The organism is Luteimonas terricola (assembly GCF_004352845.1).
In the GTDB taxonomy this organism is placed as follows: Bacteria; Pseudomonadota; Gammaproteobacteria; order Xanthomonadales; family Xanthomonadaceae; genus Luteimonas; species Luteimonas terricola.
In genome coordinates, this window is record NZ_SJRX01000001.1 from 464,116 (window position 1) to 485,484 (window position 21,369).

Genomic DNA, 21,369 nt, shown 5'->3' on the forward strand with positions numbered 1-21,369 from the left:
CGATGGCGGCAGCCGGCGGGCGTGACCGCGGTGCGGCGGCCGCAAGCGACATCCCTTCGCTGGACCGCCTGCTGAGGGATCCGGCGTTGGCCGCGCTGCTCGCGGACTACGGCCCGACCCGCGTCACCGCCGCGCTGCGTGCGCGGCTCGACGATCTGCGCCAGGCGGCGCTGGCGGGAGAACTGCAGCACGACGCATTGCAGCCGGAAACACTCGCCGGCGACGCCTCCGCGTCCCTGCACCAGGCCTCGCAGCCGCGCCTGCGCACCGTGTTCAACCTCACCGGCACCGTGCTGCACACCAACCTCGGCCGCGCCCTGCTGCCCGACGCCGCCGTGCAGTCGGTGGTGCAGGCGCTGACCGCGCCGGTCGCGCTGGAGTTCGACCTCGAGCGCGGCGCCCGCGGCGAGCGCGATGCCCTGGTCGAAGACCTGCTGTGCGAACTCACCGGCGCCGAAGCCGCCACCGTCGTCAACAACAACGCCGCCGCCGTGCTGCTGATGCTCAACTCGCTGGCCAGCCGCCGCGAAGTGATCGTCTCGCGCGGCGAACTGGTCGAGATCGGCGGCGCCTTCCGCATCCCCGACATCATGAAACGCGCGGGCGCGAAGCTCGTCGAAGTCGGCACCACCAACCGCACGCACCCGCGCGACTACGAAGACGGCATCGGCGCGCGCACCGCCATGCTGCTCAAGGTCCACTGCAGCAACTACGCGATCTCCGGCTTCACCAGCAACGTCGATACCCCGGCGCTGGCGGCCATCGCGCGCGAACGCGGCCTGCCGCTGGGCGTGGACCTAGGCAGCGGGTCGCTGGTCGACCCTGCGCGCTGGGGCCTGCCGCACGAACCCACCGTGCGCGAGACGCTTGAAGCCGGCGCGGACCTGGTCACCTTCAGCGGCGACAAGCTGCTCGGCGGTCCGCAGGCCGGGCTGGTCGTGGGCCGCGCCGACCTGGTCGCGAAGCTGCGCAAGAACCCGCTCAAGCGCGCGCTGCGCGTGGGCAAGCTGACCCTGGCCGCGCTGGAGCCGGTGCTGGCGCTGTACCGCGCACCGGAGCTCCTGCCCGAGCGCCTGACCACGCTGCGCCTGCTGCTGCGGCCGCAGTCGGCGATGCAGGCGCAGGCCGCGCGCCTGCTGGCACCGCTGCAGGACATTCTGGACACCGACTGGAGCGTCTCTTCGACGCCCATGGCCAGCCAGATCGGCAGCGGCGCGATGCCGGTCGAGGCGCTGCCGAGCTGGGGCCTGTCGCTGCGCTTCGCCGGCAAGGGCAGCCGCGGCCGCGCGCTCGAACGCCTGGCGAAGGCGCTGCGCGACCTGCCGCGCCCGGTCATCGGCCGCATCGCCGACGACGCCCTGTGGCTCGACCTGCGCTGCCTCGAAGAGCGCGACGAGGCGGCGCTTGCCGCCCAGCTGGAGCGGCTGCGCGCATGATCGTCGGCACCGCCGGCCACATCGACCACGGCAAGACCTCCCTGGTACGCGCGCTGACCGGCGTCGAGACCGACCGCCTGAAGGAAGAGAAGGCGCGCGGCATCTCGATCGAACTCGGCTACGCCTACGCACCCCTGCCCGGCGGCGAAGTGCTCGGCTACGTCGACGTGCCCGGCCACGAGAAGCTGGTGCACACCATGGCCGCGGGCGCCTGCGGCATCGATTTCGGCCTGCTGGTGGTGGCCGCGGACGACGGCGTGATGCCGCAGACGCGCGAGCATCTGGCCATCCTCGGCCTGCTGGGCGTGGAGCACGGCGCGGTGGCGCTGACCAAGGCGGACCGTGTCGATCCGTCGTGCCTGGACGAGGTGCACGCCGGGATCGGCGCACTGCTGCGTGGCACCCCGCTGGCCGGCGCGCCCGTGTTCGCAGTCAACGCCACGGCCGACGGCGATCCGGGCGTCGCCGCGCTGCGCGCGCACCTGCAAGGCGTCGCGGCGTCCTCGCAGGCACGCGACGACGGCGGGCTGTTCCGGCTGGCCGTGGACCGCGCCTTCACCCTGGTCGGCCACGGCACCGTGGTCACCGGCACGGTGTTCTCCGGCCGCACCCTGGCCGGCGACGAGCGCGCCAAGCTCGTACTGGCGCCATCCGGCAGGCCGCTACGCGTGCGCGCCATCCACGCCCAGAACCAGCCCAGCGCCGACGGCCGCGCGGGCCAGCGCTGCGCGCTCAATCTCGCAGGCATCGACAAGGATGCGATCAAGCGCGGCGACTGGATCGCAGACGCCCGCGCCTTCGTCCCCGGCACCCATGTCGACGTCGAACTGCAGCTTCTGCCCGACGCGGACGCGGCCATCGGCAACTGGTCGCCGCTGCACGTGCACCTGGGCACTGCGCGCCGGCTCGCGCACGCGGTGCCGCTGTCCGAACGCGGCATCGCACCGGGCGCCAGCGGCCGCGTGCAGCTGGTCTTCGACCAGCCACTCTGCGCGACGCCGGGCGACCGCTTCATCGTGCGCGACGCCGAGGCCAGCCGCACCATCGGCGGCGGCCGCGTGCTCGACCCCGAAGCGCCGACGCGCCGCCGGCGCTCGCCGCAGCGCCTGGCCTGGCTGGGCGGCATCGCCGCCATGCTCGACGGCCAGGGCCTGCAGCCGCTGCTGGACAACGCGCCCCAGGGTGTGGACGAAGGCGCCCTGGTCCGGCTGGCCGGCCTGCCGCCGGAACGGCTGCGGCTGCCCGAAGGCGCGCACTGGCTCACGCCGCGCTCCGCGGCGCGCATCGCCATCGCCGATGGACACTGTCACGCCCTGCGCGCACGCATCGAACAGGCGCTGGCCGACTACCACCGCGACTCGCCGGACGAGCCCGGTCCCGAAGCGTCGCGCCTGCGCCGCATCGCCCTGCCCACCGCGCCCGCGTCACTGTGGCATGCCCTGCTCGACGGGATGGCCCAGGACGGACGCCTGCGCCGCAATGGCCCCTGGCTGCACTTGCCCGGCCACAGCATCACCCTCGACGAGGCCGAAACCGCGCTTGCCGGGCGCCTGCTCGGCCAGCTGCAGGACGGCGGTTTCAATCCGCCCTGGGTGCGCGACCTCGCGCGCACCGAAGCAGAGCCGGAGGAGCGCATACGCCGCCTGCTGCGCACGCTCGCCCTGCAGGGCGAGGCCTACCAGGTGGTGCGTGACCTCTTTTTCCATCGCGACGAGATGCGCGGGCTGGCCGGACTGGCCGCCGGCATCGCCGGCAGCGACGGCACCGTCGAAGCCGCGCGCTTCCGCGATGCCACCGGCCTGGGTCGCAAGCGCGCGATCCAGATCCTGGAATTCTTCGACCGCACCGGCCTGACCCGCCGCGTGCGCGACAGCCATGTCGTGCGCGAGGACAGCGCCTGGCTGCAATCCCTGCAGGTTGTGCCGGTGACCCGTGCAAGCGGCGAAGGCATGGCCGACAATGGCATCACGGGCGGCAGCCACGACGCCTGAAACGCCGCGACGCGGCGGCGACACCCGATGGAAGGCAAGCGCGCCCGGTGGCGCGGCCGGGCTTCAAACCCGGTTGGGGGCGTCAGCCGCTCCCAGGCAGGTTCGACTCCTGTTGCCTTCCGCCATTCCCGCGCCCGCCGCGGACGACCCGATACCGACGAGCACGCCATGTCCGCAACTCCCGACACGCCCGCTTCCCTCGACGCCGGTCCGGCGCCGCGCCTGACATCGCTCTCCCACGGCGGCGGCTGCGGCTGCAAGATCGCCCCGGGCGTGCTCGCCGACCTGCTCAAGCGCGCCGTGCCGGCGCCTGCGTGGCCGCAGTTGATGGTGGGCAAGGACACCGCCGACGACGCCGCCGTCTACCGCCTCAATGACGAACAGGCACTGATCGCCACCACCGACTTCTTCATGCCGATCGTCGACGACCCCTATGACTTCGGCCGCATCGCCGCCACCAACGCGCTGTCCGACGTCTACGCCATGGGCGGCACCCCGGTCATGGCCCTGGCCATCGTCGGCATGCCGATCAACGTGCTGCCGCACGCGGTGATCGCGGAGATCCTGCGCGGCGGCGAGGACGTGTGCGCCGAGGCCGGCATTCCCGTGGCCGGTGGCCACAGCATCGATTCGGTCGAACCGATCTACGGCCTGGCCGCGATGGGCATCGCCCACCCCGACCGCATCCGCCGCAACGCCGACGCGCGTCCCGGCGACGTGCTGGTGCTGGGCAAGGCGCTGGGCGTGGGCGTGCTGTCGGCGGCGCTCAAGCGCGGCGTGCTCGACGATGCCGGCTACCGCGCGATGATCGATGCCACCACCCGCCTCAACCGCCCCGGCATCGCCCTGGCGGCGCTGCCCGATGTGCACGCGATGACCGACGTCACCGGCTTCGGCCTGCTCGGCCATGCGCTGGAGCTGGCCCGCGGCGCGAACCTCACCGTGCGCCTGCGCTTCGACGACCTGCCCTGGCTGCCGGGCGTGCAGGCGCTGGCCGCCGACGGCGTGGTCACCGGCGCCTCCGGCCGCAACTGGGCCGCCTATGGCGACGGCGTGCAGCTCGGCGCCAGCATCGACAAGGCCGCCCGCGACCTGCTCACCGACCCGCAGACCTCCGGCGGCATGCTGGTGTCCTGCGCGCCGCGGGCGCTGGGCGAGGTGCTGGAGATATTCCACGGCGAAGGCTTCACCGACGCCGCGGTCGTCGGCGAAATCCGCGCGGGCGAGGCGCGGGTCGAAGTCGGCTGATCGCCGTCAGGCTGCTGCGCGCCGCCGGTGTGCTCGTGGTGCTGCTCCTCGTGGCCGCGGTCATGCGCACAGGCGGGATGCCGCTGCGCCCTTGTGGTTGCCGCTGAAGCCGAGCCAACGATCGCGCCCGCAGCGCATGAACACGGATTTCGGCGCGGCGGCGCCGGCAGGCCGCAGCACCAGCTCCAGCCAGTCACCCCACAGCACCGCCCGCTTGAGCTTGGCCGGCCGGTCGTCGATCCAGGCCTCGCCCTCCACCCGCTGCCAGGTCTGCTGCAGGCGGACGCGGAAGCGCCGGCCGTGCGATGCCTCCCAGCCCCAGGTGCCCGCCACGCTGGCCGGGATCATCCACAGGAAAATGACAACCCCGCCGGCGGACATCTTGCGGTCCGGCTTCCAGTCGCCCATGTCGAAGGCGTGCGACACCACCCGCGTGCCGGGCCGCAGCTCCTCAAGCAGGCGCGGACGCAGGTCCAGGTTGACGCTGTCCAGCAGGTACATCGTGACCACCGTCGCGGGGCTGAAGTCGGCGTGGAACAGGTCGTATTCGATGAAGCTGACCCTGTGCCCGACCCCGGCCCGGGCCGCGTATGCCTCGGCCCGTTCCACCCGCTCGCGGTCGATTTCCACGCCCACCGCCTGTGCGCCGTGGTCGCGGGCGGCGGCGACCACGATCCGGCCATCGCCCGAACCCAGGTCGTAGACCACGTCGCCGGCATCCACCGCGGCCAGCTTGAGCATTGCCTGCACCACCCGCTCCCCGGTGGGCACGAACGGCACGTCGAGGGGCATGGCGAACGGATCCGGCCGGTCTTCGAACACCACTTCACTGGACAACCGTTGCACCTCGCTTCCGGAAAGACAATCGAACAGCCAGCATACAGCGGCACTTGCCGGACAGCGGGCATGCGCGGGGCGGGCGATCGAATGCTCTCCTTGGCAGACCGGAGTCGGGCCGAAGGCCGGGCACTCGGAAAAGGCCTCAGCCCTCGCCCGCCAGGAAGGACACCGTCATCATCGCCAGCGCACGCGTGCCGACTTCCAGCGCCGCTTCGTCGACGAAGAATTCGGGATTGTGGTTGGGTGCGGCCGTCGCGGGATCCTGTCCGTCCGGCGTCACGCCCAGGAAGACGTAGAGTCCGGGCGCCTGCTGCGAGAAGTACGAGAAGTCCTCGGCAGCCCCGGGGAGTTCCGCCGTCGCCACCTCGCCATCGGCGGCGCGCTCCAGGACCGGTGCCATCCGCTCCGCCAGTCCGGCGTCATTGAAGATGGAGGCGTACATCGGCTCGATCGAAACGTCGGCGACGGCGCCCGCACTCTCGGCGATCTTCATCGCGCTCAGCCTGAGGTCGTCGCGGACCTGCTCGCGCACGCCTTCGTCGTAGGTGCGGATCGTGCCGGACATGGCGACCGTTTCGGGCACGATGTTCGGCCCGGTGCCCCCGTTGATGGTGCCGATGGTGACCACCGTGGGCGAACGCGCAAGGTTGGCCTTGCGGCTGACCACGGTCTGCACGCCGCCGATCACCTGGGCCGATGTGACCACCGGATCGACCGTGTTCCAGGGCATGCCGCCGTGGCCCTGGCTGCCGCTCACGGTGATGTGCAGCATGTCGCTGGCCGCGGTGGTGGCGCCGCTGCGCCAGCTGAGCTGGCCCGACGGGCCCGGCATCACATGCAGGGCGAACACCGCGTCGGGCTTGAGGGTGTCGAACACCCCATCCTCGAGCATGGCCTTCGCGCCCCAGCTCGCGCCCTGGCCCGGCTGCACCAGGCTGGACCCCTCCTCCGCGGGCTGGAAGACGAACATCACCGTGCCCTCCAGCTCATCCTTCATGCCCGCCAGCACTTCGGCGGCCGCCATCAGCATGGCTGTGTGCGCATCGTGGCCGCAGGCATGCATCACGTCGACCTCGGCACCGTGGTAGATGCCGCGTGCCTGCGAGGCGAAGGGCAGCCCCGCAGGCTCCTTGACGGGCAGCGCATCCATGTCGGCGCGCAGTGCCACGGTCCGCCCGGGCTTGCCGCCCCTCAATACCCCGACGACGCCTGTCTTCCCGATCCCGGTGTCCACTTCCAGCCCCAGGCGCTTCAAGTGGTCGGCGACGAGCTTGGCCGTGCGCGTTTCCTGTTCGCCGAGCTCGGGATGCTGGTGGATGTCGCGACGCCACTTCACCAGGCTCGGGAATATCGCCGCGGACTCCTCGCGGATCTGCTGCTCGAGCGGTGCGGCGGATGCCTGGGCGCTGGCATCCATGCTCGCCAGCAGCGCCGCTGCGAGCAGGGAGGGAAGGACGATCGATGTGCGGAATGTCATGGGACCTGCCTGTGAAGAATAGGGTGCCTCTCCCTGGACGGGATGTATGGCGCGCACGCCGGGCCTGGGAGCGGATCGCATCGACGATGCGTGAGTGCGTTCGACACATGCATGGCGCAAAAGTTCGGGCCCGGCCGCGCCCTGTTCAGGCGCGACCGGGCCACTGCTGCCTCAATGCACCCCGTGGCAGACCGAGGTCGGGCCGAAGCTCTCACCGAAGATCTGGCCCTGGCGATGCTGCTGCCAGTAGAACTCGGGCGCGGGCACGGCCTGGTTGCCGATCTCGGCCATGTCGGCGGCGACGTCGAACAGCCGGCCATCGACCATCACGTAGCGGGTGTCGGCGGTGTGGCGGATGTTGTCCAGCGGATTGCCGTCCAGCACCACCAGGTCGGCGCGCTTGCCGACTTCAAGCGAACCGAGCTGCGCACCGAAGCCGATGTAGTCGGCGCCGTCGATGGTCGCCGCGCGCAGCGCTTCGAAGTTGCTGAAGCCGCCCTGGGTGAGCATCCAGATCTCCCAGTGCGTGGCCATGCCCTGCAACTGGCCATGGCCGCCCACCTGCACCTTCACTCCTGCATCGCGCAGGCCCTTGAGCGCCTTCGCCACCTCGATGTGGTGGTAGTCCCAGTCCGGCGCGACCTCGCGACGGATGCTGCGCGCATCAAGCGTCTCGCGCGGGAAGAAGCGCTTGAGCTTGGCGTCCTCCCAGACGTTGTCGCGCGCATACCACCAGTACTCGCCCGACAGGCCGCCGTAGCTGACCACGAGCGTCGGCGTGTTGCGCACGTCGGTTTCCTTCCACAGGTTCACCACGTCCGCGTACAGCGGCGCGACCGGCAGGTTGTGCTCGATGCCGGTGGCGCCGTCCAGGATCATGGTCATGTTGTGGTGGAAGGTCGAACCGCCCTCCTCCACCACCAGCATGCCCAGCTCGCGCGCGGCCTGGTTGACCTGCTGGCGCTGGTCGCGGCGCGGCTGGTTGTAGCTCTTCACCGAGAACGCCCCGTGCGCCTGCATCCGGCGCAGGTGGCTGCGGGCGTCGTCGAGCGAATCGATCTCGGCCTTGAAGCCGCCGTCGGCGCCGTACAGGATCGTGCCGGTCGAGAACATGCGAGGGCCGACCATGCGCCCGGCCTGCAGCAGCTCGGCCTGCGAGAACACGAATTCGCTGGTCGCCGACGGGTCGTGCAGGGTGGTGACGCCGAAGGCCAGGTTGGCGTAGTAGGCCCAGTTCTGCTGCGGCACCACGCCCTGGCCGAAGTTCGCGGCGTGGGCATGCACGTCGATGATGCCGGGCACGATGGTCTTGCCGGCGGCGTCGATCACGTTCGCGCCCGCCGGCACCTGCACCGCCCCCGCGGCGCCGATCGCGGCGATGGTGTTGCCGTCCAGCACGATGGTGCCGTTCTCGATCACCTCTTCGCCGGTCTCGGCGTTGCGCATGGTGACGATGCGGGCATTGGTGAACGCCACCACGTCGCGCGCCGCGTACACAGGGGCCTCGAGCCCCACGGCGGTGCCGCCACCGGGTGCCGGCGCGGCAATCTCCTGCGGCGCGCCCTGCAGGAACGGGAAGGTCTGGTCGAGCCGACGCGAGTGGTAGCGGTCGCCGACCATCCAGTGCAGCGAGCGCGAATCCGCCGCCCAGTGCAGGTAGCTGCCGACGTCGGCGCTGACCGGACGCACCGGCAGCGCCTTGGTCTTGCGGTCGAGCGTGATGCTGCGGCCGGTCTCCGGCATCGGCGCCACATAGGCGTTGAACAGCTCGGTGAACGCCACCCACTTGCCGTCCGGGCTGATCTGCACCGAGTCCACGTACTTGAGGTCGAACACCGCGCGCGGCTCTTCGCCGTGCAGGCCCACTGACATCAGCTTCTTCTCCATGCCGCCGCCGGTGAGGTAGAGCACGCGCGTGCCGTCGTGGTTGAACTGCGGCGACTGGCCGGACTCGGCCACGCGCACGGGCTCCCCTCCAGCCGCCGGCACCACGTAGATGCCGCGGTCGCCCGACCACAGGCTGCCGGTCAGGCCACCGCCGCCGCTGCGGCTGTAGACCACGTGGCGGGCGTCGGGCGAAAAGCGCGGGTGGTAGTAGAAGCCCGGCTCCTGCGTGAGCTTGCGTCCGGTGCCGGTGCCGCTTGCGCCGCGCACGTGGATCGCGCCCAGGCCAGCATCCGACCAGGTGGTGTAGAGCAGCTGGCGGCCGTCGGCGCTGAAACCCGGCTGGTACTCGTACACATCGCGGCTGCCGGTCAGGCGCGCCGGCGTGCCGCCGGGCAGCGGTTTGCGCCACAGCTGGCCAAGCGCGTGGAAGACCAGGGTGCCACCGTCGGCCGAGGTCGCCACGTCGCGGATCATGCGCGGATTGAAGCGCCCCTCGGGCAGCGACTGCGCGAACCGCAGCGGCTGCGACACCACCTGCTCCACCTGCGCGGTGAACGGGATCTTCGTCGCGGCGCCGCTGCCCATGTCCACGCGCCACAGCCCGCCCTGCGCCCAGACCACCACGGCGCGCGAATCCGGCGTCCAGTCGAAGCCGCTGTAGGGCCCGAAGATCGCCCACGCCTCCTGCTGGTCGTGGCTGAGTCCGTCCCAGACCGGACGCACCTCGCCGCTGGCCAGGTCCAGCTGGTGCAGCACGCTCGCGTCGCGCACGCGCTTGACGAAGGCCAGTGACTTGCCGTCCGGCGACAGCTGCGGTCGCACCGCGCCACCCGGCGTGGCGACCACGGTCTCGGTCTTGCCGGTCTGCCGGTCGAAGCGCTTGATCGCGTAGATCACCCCGTGCGGGTCGCGGTTGTACTCGAAGCTCGGCCCGGGGCTGACGTCCTGCGAGAAGTAGACGTAGCGGCCGTCCGGGGAAACGGAGGGCTCGCCGAGGTCCTGCTGCTCGTTGGCCTTCTCCACCAGCTGGATGCCGGCGCTGGTGCCGCCGGCGTGGTACAGCCACAGCTCGCCGGCGCCCAGCGAGCGCGTGGAGGTGAAGTGCTTGCGGGCCACGATGTACTCGCCGTCCGGCGTCCAGGCCGGGTTGTTGATCAGGCGGAACGTCTCCTCGGTAACCTGGCGCGGGTCGCTGCCGTCGGCGGCGACGGTCCAGACGTTGTTGCCGCCGCTGCGGTCGGAGGTGAAGGCGATGCGGCGGCCGTCGGGCGACCAGCGCGGCTGGATGTCCCAGGCGCGGCCGCTGGTGACGCGGGTGGCGGCGCCACCGGCGACCGGCATGCGGTAGAGGTCGCCAAGCAGCGAGAACACCAGCTGGCGGCCGTCGGGCGAGACGTCCACGTCCATCCAGGTGCCTTCGCTGGTCTCGAAGCGCACCGTCTTCGCCTGGCCCTGGGTGGACTCCACGTTCCACTTGGCGTCCTTGTCTTCGCCGTTCGCATCCTGGCGCAGGCCGCGCGCGCTCTCCAGCGGGGCTTCCGCCGGGTCGACGCCGGCGGCGTCGAGGGCGTCCTGCTCCAGTTCGACGTTGTCCGCGGGCTCGTCCTGCTGCTCCGGCATCTCGTCCGGCGGTGGCGCGGGCGGGTCCTGGGCGAGGACGGGGAAGGAGGCGAGCGCGCAGGCGAGTGCGATGGCAAGGACGTTTCGGGGCATTCGATCGGTATCCGGGCGGGTCAATCGACCAACTTAGCGAGCCTGCGGCGCATTGGCGCGGGACAAAAGTCCCGGCTGGAACGGTCGGTTGCCGGTACCCCGTCCTCCGTTTCCACCTCGACGCCGCCGCTTGGTCTAAGGTGCCCGCTCGCCAATCCGCATTCCGGAGACCATCCATGAACCTGCACCGGCGCATCCTCGCCGCGGGTATCGCCACCGCCCTGCCGTCCGCCTGTGGCGGCGCAGCGGACATGGGCGACACCACGGGCGCCTTCTCGCCGGTGGGCTTCATCGGCCCCGGCGTGCCGCTGAAACCGACCCCGGAAGGCACGTGACCGCAGCGACCGAAACGCATCTCTGCTCGTCCTGCGATGCGGTCTGCTGCCGCATGACCGTGGTCCTGCAGGCCGGCGACAGCGTCGCCGAGCGCCTCACCGCCTGGACCGACGCCGGCCTGCATGTCATGGCCCGCGACGAGTTCGGCTGGTGCGTGGCCGTGGACCCGGCCGGCGGCGGCTGCTCGATCTATGAGTCCCGGCCCGACGTCTGCCGGCGATTCACCATGGGCGGCCCGTATTGCCAGGCCCTGCGCGAGGACTATTCCGACCGGAACGCCCGCGGAATACCGCTGCAGATGTTCTAGCGACGGGCGGGCCGATCAGCGGCCGACGCCCCGGATCGGCGGTTTTCGTACAATGGGCGTTCTGATCACTACGGATGACCCATGGCCAAGCCAAATTACTCGTTTGAAAAGCGCCAGCGCGAGCTGGCAAAGAAGAAGAAGCAGGACGCGAAGGACGCCAAGAAGCGCGCCGAACGCGAAGCGGCCAAGGGCAACGACGCCCCGGCGCAGGACACGCCTGCCTGAGCGAGGCGACATCAGCGCCCGCTGAACCGCTCACTGATGCCGGACGGGCTCCAGCAGGCGCTCCAGGTCCGCATCCTTTTCCTGCCACACACCGTTCATCCACTGCTGGAAGCGGGCGCGCACGGCGCGGTCGTCCTGGTAGCGGCCTCCCATCACTTCGGTCGGGATCGGGCGCTGGCGCACCCGCACGTGCACCTCCGGAATGCGTCCGCCGATGAGGTCGATCATCGTGGGCCGGCCCGCGGGATAGGCGATGGTGACGTCCAGGACGGCGTGCAGGGCGTCACCCATCGCATCGATCACGAAGGCCACGCCACCCGACTTGGGCTTGAGCAGGTGCCGGTACGGCGACGCCTGCCGTGCGTGCTTGTCCGGCGTGAAGCGGGTGCCCTCGACGAAGTTCATCACCGCAACGGGCAGCGCGCGGAATTTTTCGCAGGCGCGCCGCGTGGCTTCCATGTCGCGCTTGCCGAGCTCCGGGTTCTTCGCGATCTCCCTGCGCGTGTAGCGGCCCATGAAGGGGAAATCCAGCGCCCACCAGGCCAGGCCCAGTACCGGCACCCAGAACAGCTGGCGCTTGAGGAAGAAGCGCAGCAGCGGAATGCGCCGGTTGAAGACCTTCTGCAGCACCACGATGTCGACCCAGCTCTGGTGGTTGGCAAGCACCAGGTAATGCCCGTCCACCTGCAGGCCGGCCGCGCCGTCGACGTGGAAGCGCGTCCCGGTGAGGCGGTCGATCATGGCGCTGTTGACGCCGATCCAGCTTTCCGCCATTGCCGCGAGCAGGCGGTTGATGGCCCGCCGCAGGCCGTCGAACGGCAGCAGCGCCTTGCACAACGCAACCAGCAGCAGCGGCAGCGCGTGCAGCAGCGTGTTGACGACGATCAGCAGCATGACCAGCGCGGCGCGCAGCGAGGACATCGGGGACACCGGCCAGACATTCGGGAGCGGGTGTCGAAGCGTAGCAAAAAGAACCTGGAAGGCGTGACTAAAGACCGGCGAACCAGGGCGTCCCGGGCGCTAGAGTGCCTGGTTTCCAGCGCCCCGGCGCGCAGAGGTGATCCCGATGTTGAAGCGTTGCCTGATAGTGGTCTGCCTGGGAGCCAGCGGCCTGGTCGCGGCCGCCGAGCCCGTCGACCTGGACATGGTCAGCCGCATCCGCCAGGAGGCCTTCCACAACTCCCAGGTGATGGCGACCTTCAGCCACCTCACCGAGGACATCGGCGCGCGCCTGACCAATTCGCCGCAGATGGCCGAGGCCAACGCCTGGACGCGCGGCAGGTTCAAGGAGTGGGGCCTGGCCAACGTCCACGACGAAGCCTTCGACGACTTCGGCCGCGGCTGGGAGTTCAGCTCGGCCACCGTCGAGATGCTGGACGGCCGCACGCAGCCACTTCATGCGCTGCCCAAGGCGTGGACGCCGGGCACCGACGGCCCGGTGGAAGGCGAGCTGGTGCAGGTGAACATCAAGAAGCTGGCCGACATCGAGACCTGGCGCGGCAAGCTGGGTGGCAAGATCCTGCTGCTGGGAGAAGCGCGTGAGTACAAGCGTGCCACCGCCTCGGACTCGCATCGCCACGACGCCACCTCGCTGGAGGGCCTGCAGGAATTCACCATTCCCAAGAGCAGCGCGAACGAACGCAGCAAGCGGGTCAAGGAATACGAGGAGCGCCTGGAACTCGCCAAGGCGGTGAACACGCTCTTCGCCGAAGAAGGCGCATTGGCGGCGATCAGCATCAGCAGCTGGGACAACGGCATCATCCGGGTGGCCGGTGGCGGCTCGCGCAAGGCCGGCGAACCGGTCGGCATCCCCGAACTGGCGATGATCGCCGAGCACTTCAATCCGTTGGCGCGCGCGCTGGAAAACAAGCAGACGGTGAAGCTGCGGGTCAACGTGGCCGCGCGCTTCACCGACGAAACCAACCAGCCCGGCTACAACACCCTGGCCGAGATCCCGGGCAGCGGTCGCAAGGCCGCGGAAATCGTCATGCTCGGCGCACACCTGGACTCTTGGCACACGGGTACCGGCGCGGCCGACAACGCCGCCGGCGTCGCCGTGATGATGGAAGCCATGCGCATCCTCAAAGCCGTGGGCGCCCGCCCCGACCGCACCATCCGCGTGGCCCTGTGGAGCGGTGAGGAGCAAGGCCTGATCGGTTCGCAGGACTATGTGTCACGCCACTTTGCCGCGTACCCCGAACCCGCCGAGCCGGCGCAGAAGGCTTTGCCGGGTTCGCTGCGCAACCCCACCGGCCCGCTGCAGAAGAAGCGCGACTATGACCGCTTCTCGGTGTACTTCAACATGGACAACGGCTCGGGCCGCTTCCGCGGCATCTACGCCCAGGAAAACCTGGCCGCGGTGCCGATCTTCGAAGCCTGGCTGGCGCCCTTCCACGACGTCGGCGCCACCACCGTGGCCACGCGCAACACCGGCAGCACCGACCACATCCCCTTCGACCGCGTCGGCCTGCCCGGCTTCCAGTTCATCCAGGACCGGCTGGACTACTTCACCAACGTCCACCACAGCCACCTGGACACCTGGGACCACGTCGAACCGGAGGACCTCAAGCAGGCCGCGGCGATCGTGGCCTCGTTCGCATACCACGCCGCCATGCGCGAGGAGCGCATGCCGCGCAAGCCGGTGCTCGAACGCGATTGATGCGCGGGCCTGCGCGATCGCCTAGCGCGGCTCGCCCGCGCCCCGGCCCGGGTCGTCGCGCAGCCTGCCCAACGGCGGGATGACCAGGGTGGTGTATTCCTCGTAGTGTGCGTCGGGCAGGTCGCGCACCGCGACATTTCCGTCCGCGCGGACCACGCGGTCGCGCCCGCCGTGCTTTGCGCGGTACAGGGCCTGGTCGGCCTTGTGCAGCAGCGGCTCCAGCGTGGCGTTGTTGCCGTCGTCCTGGCAGAGCCCCGCGCTGAGGTTGAAGCCGAACGTCTGCCCGAACACGGTGATCGGCTCGAGCCGCGCGCGCAGGCGGCGCAGCAGCGCCTCGGCCTCCGCCGCATCGCCCTCGAGCAGGATCGTGAACTCGTCGCCACCACTGCGGCCGGCGATGCCGTGGCCCTCGACGACTTCGCTGATCCAACCGCCAAGCGAGCGCAAGGCCTCGTCGCCGGCGGCATGCCCGTAGCTGTCGTTGACCTGCTTGAACAGGTCGATGTCGGCAACGATCGCGGTGAACGGACGCCGGTCGGCGCGCGCGCGGGCGAAGGCCGCCTCGCCGCGCTTGCGGATCTGCTGGTAGTTGAGCAGGCCGGTCAGGCCGTCGCGCTCGGATTGCCGGCGGTAGCGGCGGCGCTCGTGGAAGGAATGGCGCAGCAGGATTGCCAGCAGGATGGCGGTGACCAGCAGGGCGAACATGCCCAGGCCCAGCAGCCATTGCCGGCGCTGGGTCGCGGTGACCTGCAGCGCGGCAAGCTCCTTCTCGGCTTCCAGCAGCGCGATCTGCTGTTCCTTCAGCCGGGTGTCGAATTCGACCTGCAGGTAGGCGAGCTGGCGTTCGCGGGAAATGCTTTCGGCCGCTTGCGAGGCGGTCGCGGCGAACTTGCGATGGGCGAGCGCCTCGACAAGGTCGCCACGCCGCTCGGCCAGGTCCGCCATCAACTGTTCGGTCTCGGCGATGGCGAACTCGGCGTCCTTTTCCCGGTAATGCGCCAGGGCCTCGGTCAGCAGCACCTGCGCTTCGTCGAACCCCCGGCCGAGCGTGGTCAGGCTTTCGGCCACCACGAGCTTCGCGCTCCACGCGCCGCCGGCGAAGCCCGCGGCCTCGAACTCGGCGATCGCCTGGCGGCCCCAGTCCAGGGCCTCCGCGTGCCTGCCCTGGGCGGCCAGCATCTTGCCGACGCCATACTTGCCGTTGGCGATGAAGACCAGGTCCCCGGCCCGGGTGCACTCCTCGATCTGGCGATACCGCCAGGTTTCCGATTCGCGGAAGTTGCGCGCGTGGTCCTCGGCCAGGGCCACGTCGGCCACGGCCTGGCATACCGCTCTCGCGTCGCCGCCCCGGGCCTCGACCAGTTCGAGGCCGCGCAGCGCCAGCTCCCGCGCCTTCGCGATCTCACCGACCAGCGTGTGCAGGTAGCTGGCGACGCCCATGAGCTTGCCCGATTCCGAGGGCGCTTCCGACAGGTGCAACAGCCCTTCGCCGAGCCACTCGAAAGCGAGCGGCCAATCCTCGACGTTGGCCGCGATGCTGATGGCCGTGGTGAAGACGCGCACGCGCAGCTGCGCCGAAAGGTCCTCCTCAAGCAGCTCGGTAAAGCCCTGCAGCGCTTCCTGCTCATGGGCCGACAGCCCGAGGTTGCGCAGGTGGACGAACTCCAGGCGCTGCCGCTGCTCCGGACTGAATCTGTCCAGCCGCGGCTTCAGGCGCTCGATCCTCGCGTCCGACTGCCGCCAGTGCGCGGTGACCGCCAGCCGCTCGATCTCCCTGACTTCCGCTTCCACCGCATCGTTGGCGAACGCCGGCAGGCCGACCAAGGCCAGCAGGAGGAACGCGATCGGGATCAGCCGGCACATGGCGTCGGAGGGTCGGGCGCGGCAGCGAAGGCTAGTCGTACGCCCTGATGGTGTGGTTGGTTGCGAACTTGCCGCTGTCGTACTCCGCCGCCAGCGCGGCATCGCTGCCGAGCCTTCTCATCAAATCAAGCAGTGCCGACATCTACCGTCTCCCCTTTGACCCAGCCCGGCTTCCAATGCCGTTCGCGGGATGGCTTTGCCCCCGATCGCCGAGGCCCGGACACTAGCACAGGAGCATGACACCGGCAGCGACGCCCCTCCCCGACCTCAGCTCCCCGGAACCGCGGCGCGCGGGCCGGACAGTTGCCTGGCCGAAGCGATGATCTCCGCCACCAGCCCGTGCAGCGCGTCGCGGTGGCCGCTGCGCGCGGAGGCCTCGCTGTCGTCGGAGGTCATCGCCACCGTCAGCCCCAGCGACGGCACCACATAGAGCATCTGCCCGCCGTAGCCCCAGGCGTAGCGCACCGGTTCGCCGGCGATGGTGCGGAGGAACCAGCCATAGCCGTAGTCGTCGCCGGTGAAGCGTGATTGCGTGCGCGGCTGCCACGAGGCTTCGATCCATTCCCGTGACAGCAGGCGACGGCCGTCGCCGGTCACCCCTCCGGTGCGATAGAGCTCGCCGAAGGCGAGCAGCGATCGCGTGCCCATCGCCATGTTGTTGCCACCGAAGTAAACGCCCTGCGGATCACGGTCCCAGCCGGTGATCACGAAGCCGTCCTGTGGCCCCAGCCACTCACGCGCGAGCGCCAGCGTCGAGCGCCCGCTCACCCGGGTAAGGATGGCCGAGAGCAGGTGGGTCGAACCGGTCGAGTACAGCATCGCCCCGCCCGGCTCGTCGACGAAGGGCCGCGCCAGCGCAGCGCGCACCCAGTGGGCACTGGTCACCCAGCGACCGTAGTACGGACCCGAGGTGCGCTCCAGGCCGGCCTGCATCGACAGCAGGTGGCCGATGGTCACCCGCGCCAGCCGGGGATCGGGGTCCGGCGGCAGGTCCTCGCGCAGCAGCGCTGCGATCGGTTGGCCGGTGCCTTCCAGCAGGCCTTTGTCAATGGCGATGCCGACCAGGGCAGACACCACGGTTTTCGAGGCCGACTTGATGTTGGTCGGCGAATCCGTCCGGGCGCCGTTGTAGCCGCGCTCGGCGATGACGACACCATCGCGGGCGACCACCACGGCCTTCAGCGGCCCGATCGCGTCCGCCTGCTCGAGCAGCGCGTCAATCGTTGGCACAGGCGGCTCCGGGAACGCAGCAGACGCCGCCGGCGCCGGCGTGGGACCGGTGCCGGCGGCGTCATCGCCCACTGCCCGCGGCCGCAGATCGGGCGACTGCCCGCAGGCCATGGACGACAGCGAAAGAGAAAGCACCACCAGCAACGTTCGCAAGGTCATGGCGCGATATTGACAGGCAAGGCGTGGCCGAGGCGTGTCCGGCCTGCGCGGGCCGCAGCCATGGCCCGCGGTCACGGCGCAATCATGGCCCCGCTGCGAACATCGCCCGCCATGGCGCAACCCGACACCCGGGCCCGGCAAACCCGCTATTTCACCGAAGGCCAGCCACCCAGTCCCACCGCGGCAGCGCAGGAGTGGAACATCGCGCTGGCCGACGGCCCGGTCGTGACCACCGCCATCCACGACGGTCATGCCATCCGGCCGTCGCTGCGGCCCCTCATCGCCCTGCCCGACGAGGTGCGCTTCCGCGAGGAGGATCCGCTGACCGGCGTGCTGGCCGACGTCGGCGACGTGCGCATCCGGGTGCCGGCCTCGCGCTTCGAACTCGACCTCAACCGGCCGCGCGCCGGCGCGGTGTACGCGCGGCCGGAGGACTGCTGGGGGCTGGAAGTCTGGAACGGCCCACTTCCCGAAGCCGAGATCGAACGTTCGCTCGCCAGCTGGGACCGCTTCCACGCCATGGTGGCGGAGTTGCTCGACCGGCTGCTGGAACGCTGGGATGCGGTGCTGCTGATCGACCTGCACAGCTACAACCATCGTCGCGACGGGCCCGACGCCGACCCCGCGCCGCAGGACGCCAATCCCGACATCGAACTGGGCCTGACCACCGCCGACCCCGGGCGCTGGGCCGCGGTCGGCGAGCGCTTCGCCGCCGCCCTGCGCGCGACGCCGGTCCGCGGACGCGCGCCCGACGTGCGCGCCAACGTGCGCTTCCCCACCGGCGGCGACTTCCCGGAATGGGTGTATGCACGCTGGGGCGCACGGGTCTGCACGATCTCGCCCGAGTACAAGAAGATCTTCATGGACGAACACACCGGCCAGGCCGACGTCGCCGCGCTGTACGCGCTGCGCGACGGCCTGCAGGCGGCGGTGGATGCGGTGCGTCGCGATTTCGGGGCGCGATGATGGGCGCGGGCGCGCGACACCCCGGACCGCGGCCCCTGCCACCGGTGGCCGCCGAAGTCGACGCCGCCCTCGCCGACATCGATGCCGGACTCGACTGGCTGCTCGCACTCACCCCGCTCGGCACCGACGCGCTGTGGGAGGAGTTCGTGGCCAGCGGTCATGCGCGCGTGTCGTCGCTGCGCTACGCCGAGCCGGTGTTCGACCTGTCCGCGATGCGCAGGCGGCTGCTGGACCTTCCGGTCGAACGCATCGAATCACCGCTGCTCGCCGGCGTGCTGGGCGAGAAGCAGCGCGAACTCGACCGAATGATCGAGCTGGTGCGGTTGCGCGGGACGCGGGGCTTCGTGTCCGCCAGCATCGACCTGTTCGGCGGCGTGGAGCCGGGGCTGCTCGAACTTGCCCATGCCATCCTCGACGGCGTCGGCGACAGCGAGCCGCTCGAGGCCGACATCGGCGTCGACGCGGTGGTCGCCGCGGTGGAGGACGAGGTCGCCTGGTACTGCGAGCGGGCGCCGGACTTCAGCCTCGACATCGTCGTCGACGCCGACATCGGCTCGCTGATGATGGTCTCGCACGGCCGGCTCTACCTCGACGCGCAGCTGCGCCTGCCCCGCGCGCGGCTGCAGCCGCTGGTGCAGCACGAGGTCGGCACCCACGTGGTCACCCGCCACAACGGACTGCGCCAGCCCCTGCGGCAGCTGGCCGTCGGGCTGGCGCACTACGACCCGCTGCAGGAAGGCCTGGGCGTCCTGGCCGAATACCTGGCCGGTTACCTGCCCGGCGAGCGCCTGCGCGTGCTGGCCGGCCGCGTGGTCGCCGCCGACATGGCCATCCGCGACAGCGGCATCCCCGCCATCTTTGCCTGCCTGCACCAGGAGCACGGATTCTCCACCGAGGATGCCTTCGACGTCGCGGTGCGCGCGCGGCGCGGCGGGGGTCTGACCAAGGATGCCGTCTACCTGCGCGGCCTGCGCGACCTGCTCGACCACCTGCGCGGCGGCGGCACCTTCGAAGCCCTGTTCGCCGGCAAGTTCGCGCTCACGCACCTGGTGGTGCTGGAGCAGCTGGTCGAGGCCGGCTGGGTGCTGCCACCCGCGCTGCTGCCGCGCTATGCCACCGCCGATGGCTTCACGCGGGCTCTCGAGCAATGCAGGACGATCGGTGTCGAAGCCCTGCACCACACCCGGCCCTCCCCTCACGCCTTCCAGGAACCGCCAGCATGACCGACCGGCCGCTGCGCATCGGATTCGTCGTCAACGACGTCGCCACCGAGCAGGACAACTACACCACCATCCGTCTGGCGCGCACCGCGGCCAACCAGGGGCACAGCGTGGCCCTGATCGGGCTCGACGGCTTCGTCTACGACGCCAACGGCACCGTGCGCGCCAAGGCGCACATGCCTGCCGGGAACGAATACGCCGACGACAACGCGCTGCTCGAGGAGATCCAGGCCGAGGACGCCGCCACCGAACGCATCAACGTCGAAGAGCTCGACGTGCTGATGCTGCGCAGCGACCCGGCGCCGGAACAGGTCGACCGCCCCTGGGCGCCAGCCAGTGCGCTGCTGTTCGCCCAGCTGGTGACCCGCCGCGGCGTGATCGTACTCAACGACCCCTTCCACCTCACCAACGCCGCCAACAAGACCTACTTCCAGCATTTCCCGGAAGAAGTGCGGCCGGTGACCTGCATCAGCCGCGACGCCGAGGAGATCCGCGACTTCATCGCCACCCATGGCAACCGCGGCGTGATCAAGCCGCTGCAGGGTTCCGGCGGCCAGGGCGTGTTCGTGGTCAAGGACGACGAAAGCGCCAACCTCAACCAGATGATCGAAGCGGTGATCCGCGACGGCTACGCGATCGCCCAGGAATACCTGCCGAAAGCCGCCGACGGCGACCTGCGCCTGCTGACCCTCAACGGCCGCCCGCTGCAGGTCGACGGACAGTACGCCTGCTTCCGCCGCTACAACGACAGCGGCGACGCGCGCAGCAACGTCAGCGCCGGTGGCAAGGTCGAACTGGCCCAGCCGGATGCGGCCGCGCTCCGGCTCGCCGACATCGTGGCGCCCAAGCTGATCCGCGACGGCATGTACTTCACCGGCCTCGACATCGTCGGCGACAAGCTGATGGAGGTGAACGTCGACACGCCCGGCGGCATCAACATGGCCGAGGAACTGACCGGCGTGGATTTCAGCAGCCACATCATTGCCGACTTCGCGCGCAAGGTGCAGCTGCGGGAGCAGTACGGCGGCATCCTGGCCAACCGGGAGCTGGCGATCCTCTGACCGGGGCCGGCCACCTCAGTCCCGCGAATCGACCTCCTCCAGCATCTGCCCTGTCGGATCCGGAACCGCTCACCCGCGCCAGTTGGCGTGCGTGCTCCAGAACGCGACGCTGCGCCGGTAGGCCTCGCGGTCCAGCTGCACGCCCGAGCCGCCCTCCTCCACGCCCAGCGCGTTGCGCATCATCGTGATCGGCGCCATCGGCGTTTCCTCCGGCTCCGCGGTGTACATGCAGCCCACCACGCCCCAGTCGGCGGTGATGCGCGTGCCCTCCTTCGCCAGCTGCCCGCGGCTGTAGAGGATCGGAATCAGATAGGCGGCCACCGGCGGCTCCAGGCCTTCGAACCAGCGCACCAGCACGGGCAGCTCGTCCCGCGTGCGTGCTTCGTAGTCGGAGCGCAGCAGATGGCGGTTCGCGTTCGTGACCGGCACCGCCAGGCAGCGGGTCGAGGTCCAGTTGCGGTGCACGTGCAGCTTGCAGAAGGGCGCGTAGCCGTCGAGCACTGCCAGCGGCGGCACCTCGTTGAGGTGGCGCTCGAAGGCCTCGGGCGTGCAGTCCTGGATGGTGTTGCCGCGGGGCTCCCGCGGGAACACGCGGGCGCGGGCGAAATCTGTGAGGACGATCGACATGGCCCGAATGCTACCCGACACACGCCCCTTCCCCGGAAGCAGCACCTCTGCAAACGGCGACTGCTGCGCTTCCGCCACCTGTGCCAGCATCCGACCTGCATGCGGCCCGGTGCCGAACAGCAGC

The 21,369-nt window shown here is 70.4% G+C and carries 17 protein-coding genes and 1 tRNA gene; 11 read left to right on the forward strand and 7 right to left on the reverse strand.

Translation table 11 applies throughout. From position 1 onward, the window contains the following. Positions 1 to 2 precede the first annotated feature (2 nt). From selA to selD, 4 genes are all read left to right on the forward strand, one after another. Complete coding sequence (selA, locus tag E2169_RS02170) at positions 3 to 1,436, forward strand: L-seryl-tRNA(Sec) selenium transferase (RefSeq protein ID WP_132984970.1); 1,434 nt, start codon at positions 3 to 5, stop codon at positions 1,434 to 1,436. Continuing rightward, positions 1,433 to 3,427: a selenocysteine-specific translation elongation factor gene (gene selB, locus E2169_RS02175; protein ID WP_132984971.1), complete on the forward strand. Its 1,995-nt coding sequence runs from the start codon at positions 1,433 to 1,435 to the stop codon at positions 3,425 to 3,427. The genes selA and selB overlap by 4 nt, the downstream gene beginning before the upstream one ends. 29 nt (positions 3,428 to 3,456) lie before the next feature. Beyond that, a tRNA-Sec gene (locus tag E2169_RS02180) sits at positions 3,457 to 3,552 on the forward strand. A gap of 43 nt (positions 3,553 to 3,595) precedes the next feature. Further along, positions 3,596 to 4,675: a selenide, water dikinase SelD gene (gene selD / locus E2169_RS02185; RefSeq protein ID WP_132984972.1), complete on the forward strand. Its 1,080-nt coding sequence runs from the start codon at positions 3,596 to 3,598 to the stop codon at positions 4,673 to 4,675. A gap of 60 nt (positions 4,676 to 4,735) precedes the next feature. On the opposite strand, the gene E2169_RS02190 is transcribed toward selD, so the two are convergent. The 3 genes from E2169_RS02190 to E2169_RS02200 form a co-directional block, all read right to left on the reverse strand. Beyond that, positions 4,736 to 5,512, reverse strand: coding sequence for an SAM-dependent methyltransferase (locus tag E2169_RS02190; RefSeq protein WP_207918344.1), 777 nt, complete (start codon positions 5,510 to 5,512; stop codon positions 4,736 to 4,738). A gap of 145 nt (positions 5,513 to 5,657) precedes the next feature. Beyond that, a complete protein-coding gene (locus E2169_RS02195; protein WP_165942300.1) occupies positions 5,658 to 6,992 on the reverse strand; it encodes an amidohydrolase in 1,335 nt (444 codons plus the stop codon). Positions 6,993 to 7,163: 171 nt separating this feature from the next. Then, positions 7,164 to 10,592 (reverse strand): amidohydrolase family protein, encoded by a 3,429-nt coding sequence (locus E2169_RS02200; RefSeq protein WP_229659110.1) that lies wholly within the window; start codon positions 10,590 to 10,592, stop codon positions 7,164 to 7,166. Positions 10,593 to 10,768: 176 nt separating this feature from the next. On the opposite strand from E2169_RS02200, the gene E2169_RS14180 reads away from it, so the two are divergent. From E2169_RS14180 to E2169_RS14185, 3 genes are all read left to right on the forward strand, one after another. After that, positions 10,769 to 10,927, forward strand: a complete 159-nt coding sequence (locus E2169_RS14180; protein WP_165942301.1) for a hypothetical protein — start codon at positions 10,769 to 10,771, stop codon at positions 10,925 to 10,927. Then, positions 10,924 to 11,235, forward strand: coding sequence for a YkgJ family cysteine cluster protein (locus E2169_RS02205; RefSeq protein WP_268236927.1), 312 nt, complete (start codon positions 10,924 to 10,926; stop codon positions 11,233 to 11,235). The genes E2169_RS14180 and E2169_RS02205 overlap by 4 nt, the downstream gene beginning before the upstream one ends. Before the next feature lie 81 nt (positions 11,236 to 11,316). Continuing rightward, on the forward strand, positions 11,317 to 11,460 hold the full coding sequence (locus tag E2169_RS14185; RefSeq protein ID WP_165942302.1) for a hypothetical protein: 144 nt from the start codon (positions 11,317 to 11,319) through the stop codon (positions 11,458 to 11,460). Positions 11,461 to 11,490: 30 nt separating this feature from the next. Here E2169_RS14185 and E2169_RS02210 read toward each other — a convergent pair whose 3' ends face one another. After that, the gene (locus E2169_RS02210) at positions 11,491 to 12,381 is read right to left on the reverse strand and encodes an acyltransferase (RefSeq protein WP_132984973.1); all 891 of its coding nucleotides are present in this window, start codon (positions 12,379 to 12,381) and stop codon (positions 11,491 to 11,493) included. A 145-nt stretch (positions 12,382 to 12,526) separates the two neighbouring features. Between E2169_RS02210 and E2169_RS02215 the strand changes: the two genes are divergently transcribed. Continuing rightward, entirely contained in the window at positions 12,527 to 14,119 is a 1,593-nt protein-coding gene (locus E2169_RS02215) for a M20/M25/M40 family metallo-hydrolase (RefSeq protein ID WP_132984974.1), read from the forward strand. 21 nt (positions 14,120 to 14,140) lie between these two features. Here the strand turns inward: E2169_RS02215 and E2169_RS02220 are convergent, their stop codons facing one another. Together E2169_RS02220 and E2169_RS02225 are read right to left on the reverse strand one after the other, a co-directional pair. Then, positions 14,141 to 15,982 carry a GGDEF domain-containing protein gene (locus E2169_RS02220; RefSeq protein WP_132984975.1) on the reverse strand — a complete coding sequence of 614 codons (1,842 nt, stop codon included), beginning with the start codon at positions 15,980 to 15,982 and terminating at the stop codon, positions 14,141 to 14,143. Between the two features lie 267 nt (positions 15,983 to 16,249). Then, positions 16,250 to 17,371 carry a serine hydrolase domain-containing protein gene (locus tag E2169_RS02225; RefSeq protein WP_207918345.1) on the reverse strand — a complete coding sequence of 374 codons (1,122 nt, stop codon included), beginning with the start codon at positions 17,369 to 17,371 and terminating at the stop codon, positions 16,250 to 16,252. Between the two features lie 111 nt (positions 17,372 to 17,482). Between E2169_RS02225 and E2169_RS02230 the strand changes: the two genes are divergently transcribed. The 3 genes from E2169_RS02230 to E2169_RS02240 are packed head-to-tail and all read left to right on the forward strand — an operon-like array spanning position 17,483 to position 20,618. Next, on the forward strand, positions 17,483 to 18,337 hold the full coding sequence (locus E2169_RS02230) for an N-formylglutamate amidohydrolase (RefSeq protein WP_165942303.1): 855 nt from the start codon (positions 17,483 to 17,485) through the stop codon (positions 18,335 to 18,337). Between the two features lie 44 nt (positions 18,338 to 18,381). Beyond that, the gene (locus E2169_RS02235) at positions 18,382 to 19,560 is read left to right on the forward strand and encodes a peptidase MATCAP family protein (protein WP_165942304.1); all 1,179 of its coding nucleotides are present in this window, start codon (positions 18,382 to 18,384) and stop codon (positions 19,558 to 19,560) included. Beyond that, a complete protein-coding gene (locus E2169_RS02240; RefSeq protein ID WP_207918346.1) occupies positions 19,557 to 20,618 on the forward strand; it encodes an ATP-grasp domain-containing protein in 1,062 nt (353 codons plus the stop codon). The genes E2169_RS02235 and E2169_RS02240 overlap by 4 nt, the downstream gene beginning before the upstream one ends. Positions 20,619 to 20,687: 69 nt before the next feature. Here E2169_RS02240 and E2169_RS02245 read toward each other — a convergent pair whose 3' ends face one another. Next, entirely contained in the window at positions 20,688 to 21,245 is a 558-nt protein-coding gene (locus E2169_RS02245) for a DUF3228 family protein (protein WP_132984978.1), read from the reverse strand. Between the last annotated feature and the right edge of the window lie 124 nt (positions 21,246 to 21,369).

Bases quoted from the DNA above. Each gene is read 5' to 3' on its own strand.
- E2169_RS02200 (WP_229659110.1), bottom strand. From the start codon at position 10,592: ATGCCCCGAAACGTCCTTGCCATCGCACTCGCCTGCGCGCTCGCCTCC.
- E2169_RS02245 (WP_132984978.1), bottom strand. From the start codon at position 21,245: ATGTCGATCGTCCTCACAGATTTCGCCCGCGCCCGCGTGTTCCCGCGG.
- E2169_RS02240 (WP_207918346.1), top strand. From the start codon at position 19,557: ATGACCGACCGGCCGCTGCGCATCGGATTCGTCGTCAACGACGTCGCC.
- E2169_RS02210 (WP_132984973.1), bottom strand. From the start codon at position 12,381: ATGTCCTCGCTGCGCGCCGCGCTGGTCATGCTGCTGATCGTCGTCAAC.
- selD (WP_132984972.1), top strand. From the start codon at position 3,596: ATGTCCGCAACTCCCGACACGCCCGCTTCCCTCGACGCCGGTCCGGCG.
- E2169_RS02195 (WP_165942300.1), bottom strand. From the start codon at position 6,992: ATGACATTCCGCACATCGATCGTCCTTCCCTCCCTGCTCGCAGCGGCG.
- E2169_RS14180 (WP_165942301.1), top strand. From the start codon at position 10,769: ATGAACCTGCACCGGCGCATCCTCGCCGCGGGTATCGCCACCGCCCTG.
- E2169_RS14185 (WP_165942302.1), top strand. From the start codon at position 11,317: ATGGCCAAGCCAAATTACTCGTTTGAAAAGCGCCAGCGCGAGCTGGCA.
- selB (WP_132984971.1), top strand. From the start codon at position 1,433: ATGATCGTCGGCACCGCCGGCCACATCGACCACGGCAAGACCTCCCTG.
- E2169_RS02215 (WP_132984974.1), top strand. From the start codon at position 12,527: ATGTTGAAGCGTTGCCTGATAGTGGTCTGCCTGGGAGCCAGCGGCCTG.
- selA (WP_132984970.1), top strand. From the start codon at position 3: ATGGCGGCAGCCGGCGGGCGTGACCGCGGTGCGGCGGCCGCAAGCGAC.
- E2169_RS02225 (WP_207918345.1), bottom strand. From the start codon at position 17,371: ATGACCTTGCGAACGTTGCTGGTGGTGCTTTCTCTTTCGCTGTCGTCC.
- E2169_RS02220 (WP_132984975.1), bottom strand. From the start codon at position 15,982: ATGTGCCGGCTGATCCCGATCGCGTTCCTCCTGCTGGCCTTGGTCGGC.
- E2169_RS02230 (WP_165942303.1), top strand. From the start codon at position 17,483: ATGGCGCAACCCGACACCCGGGCCCGGCAAACCCGCTATTTCACCGAA.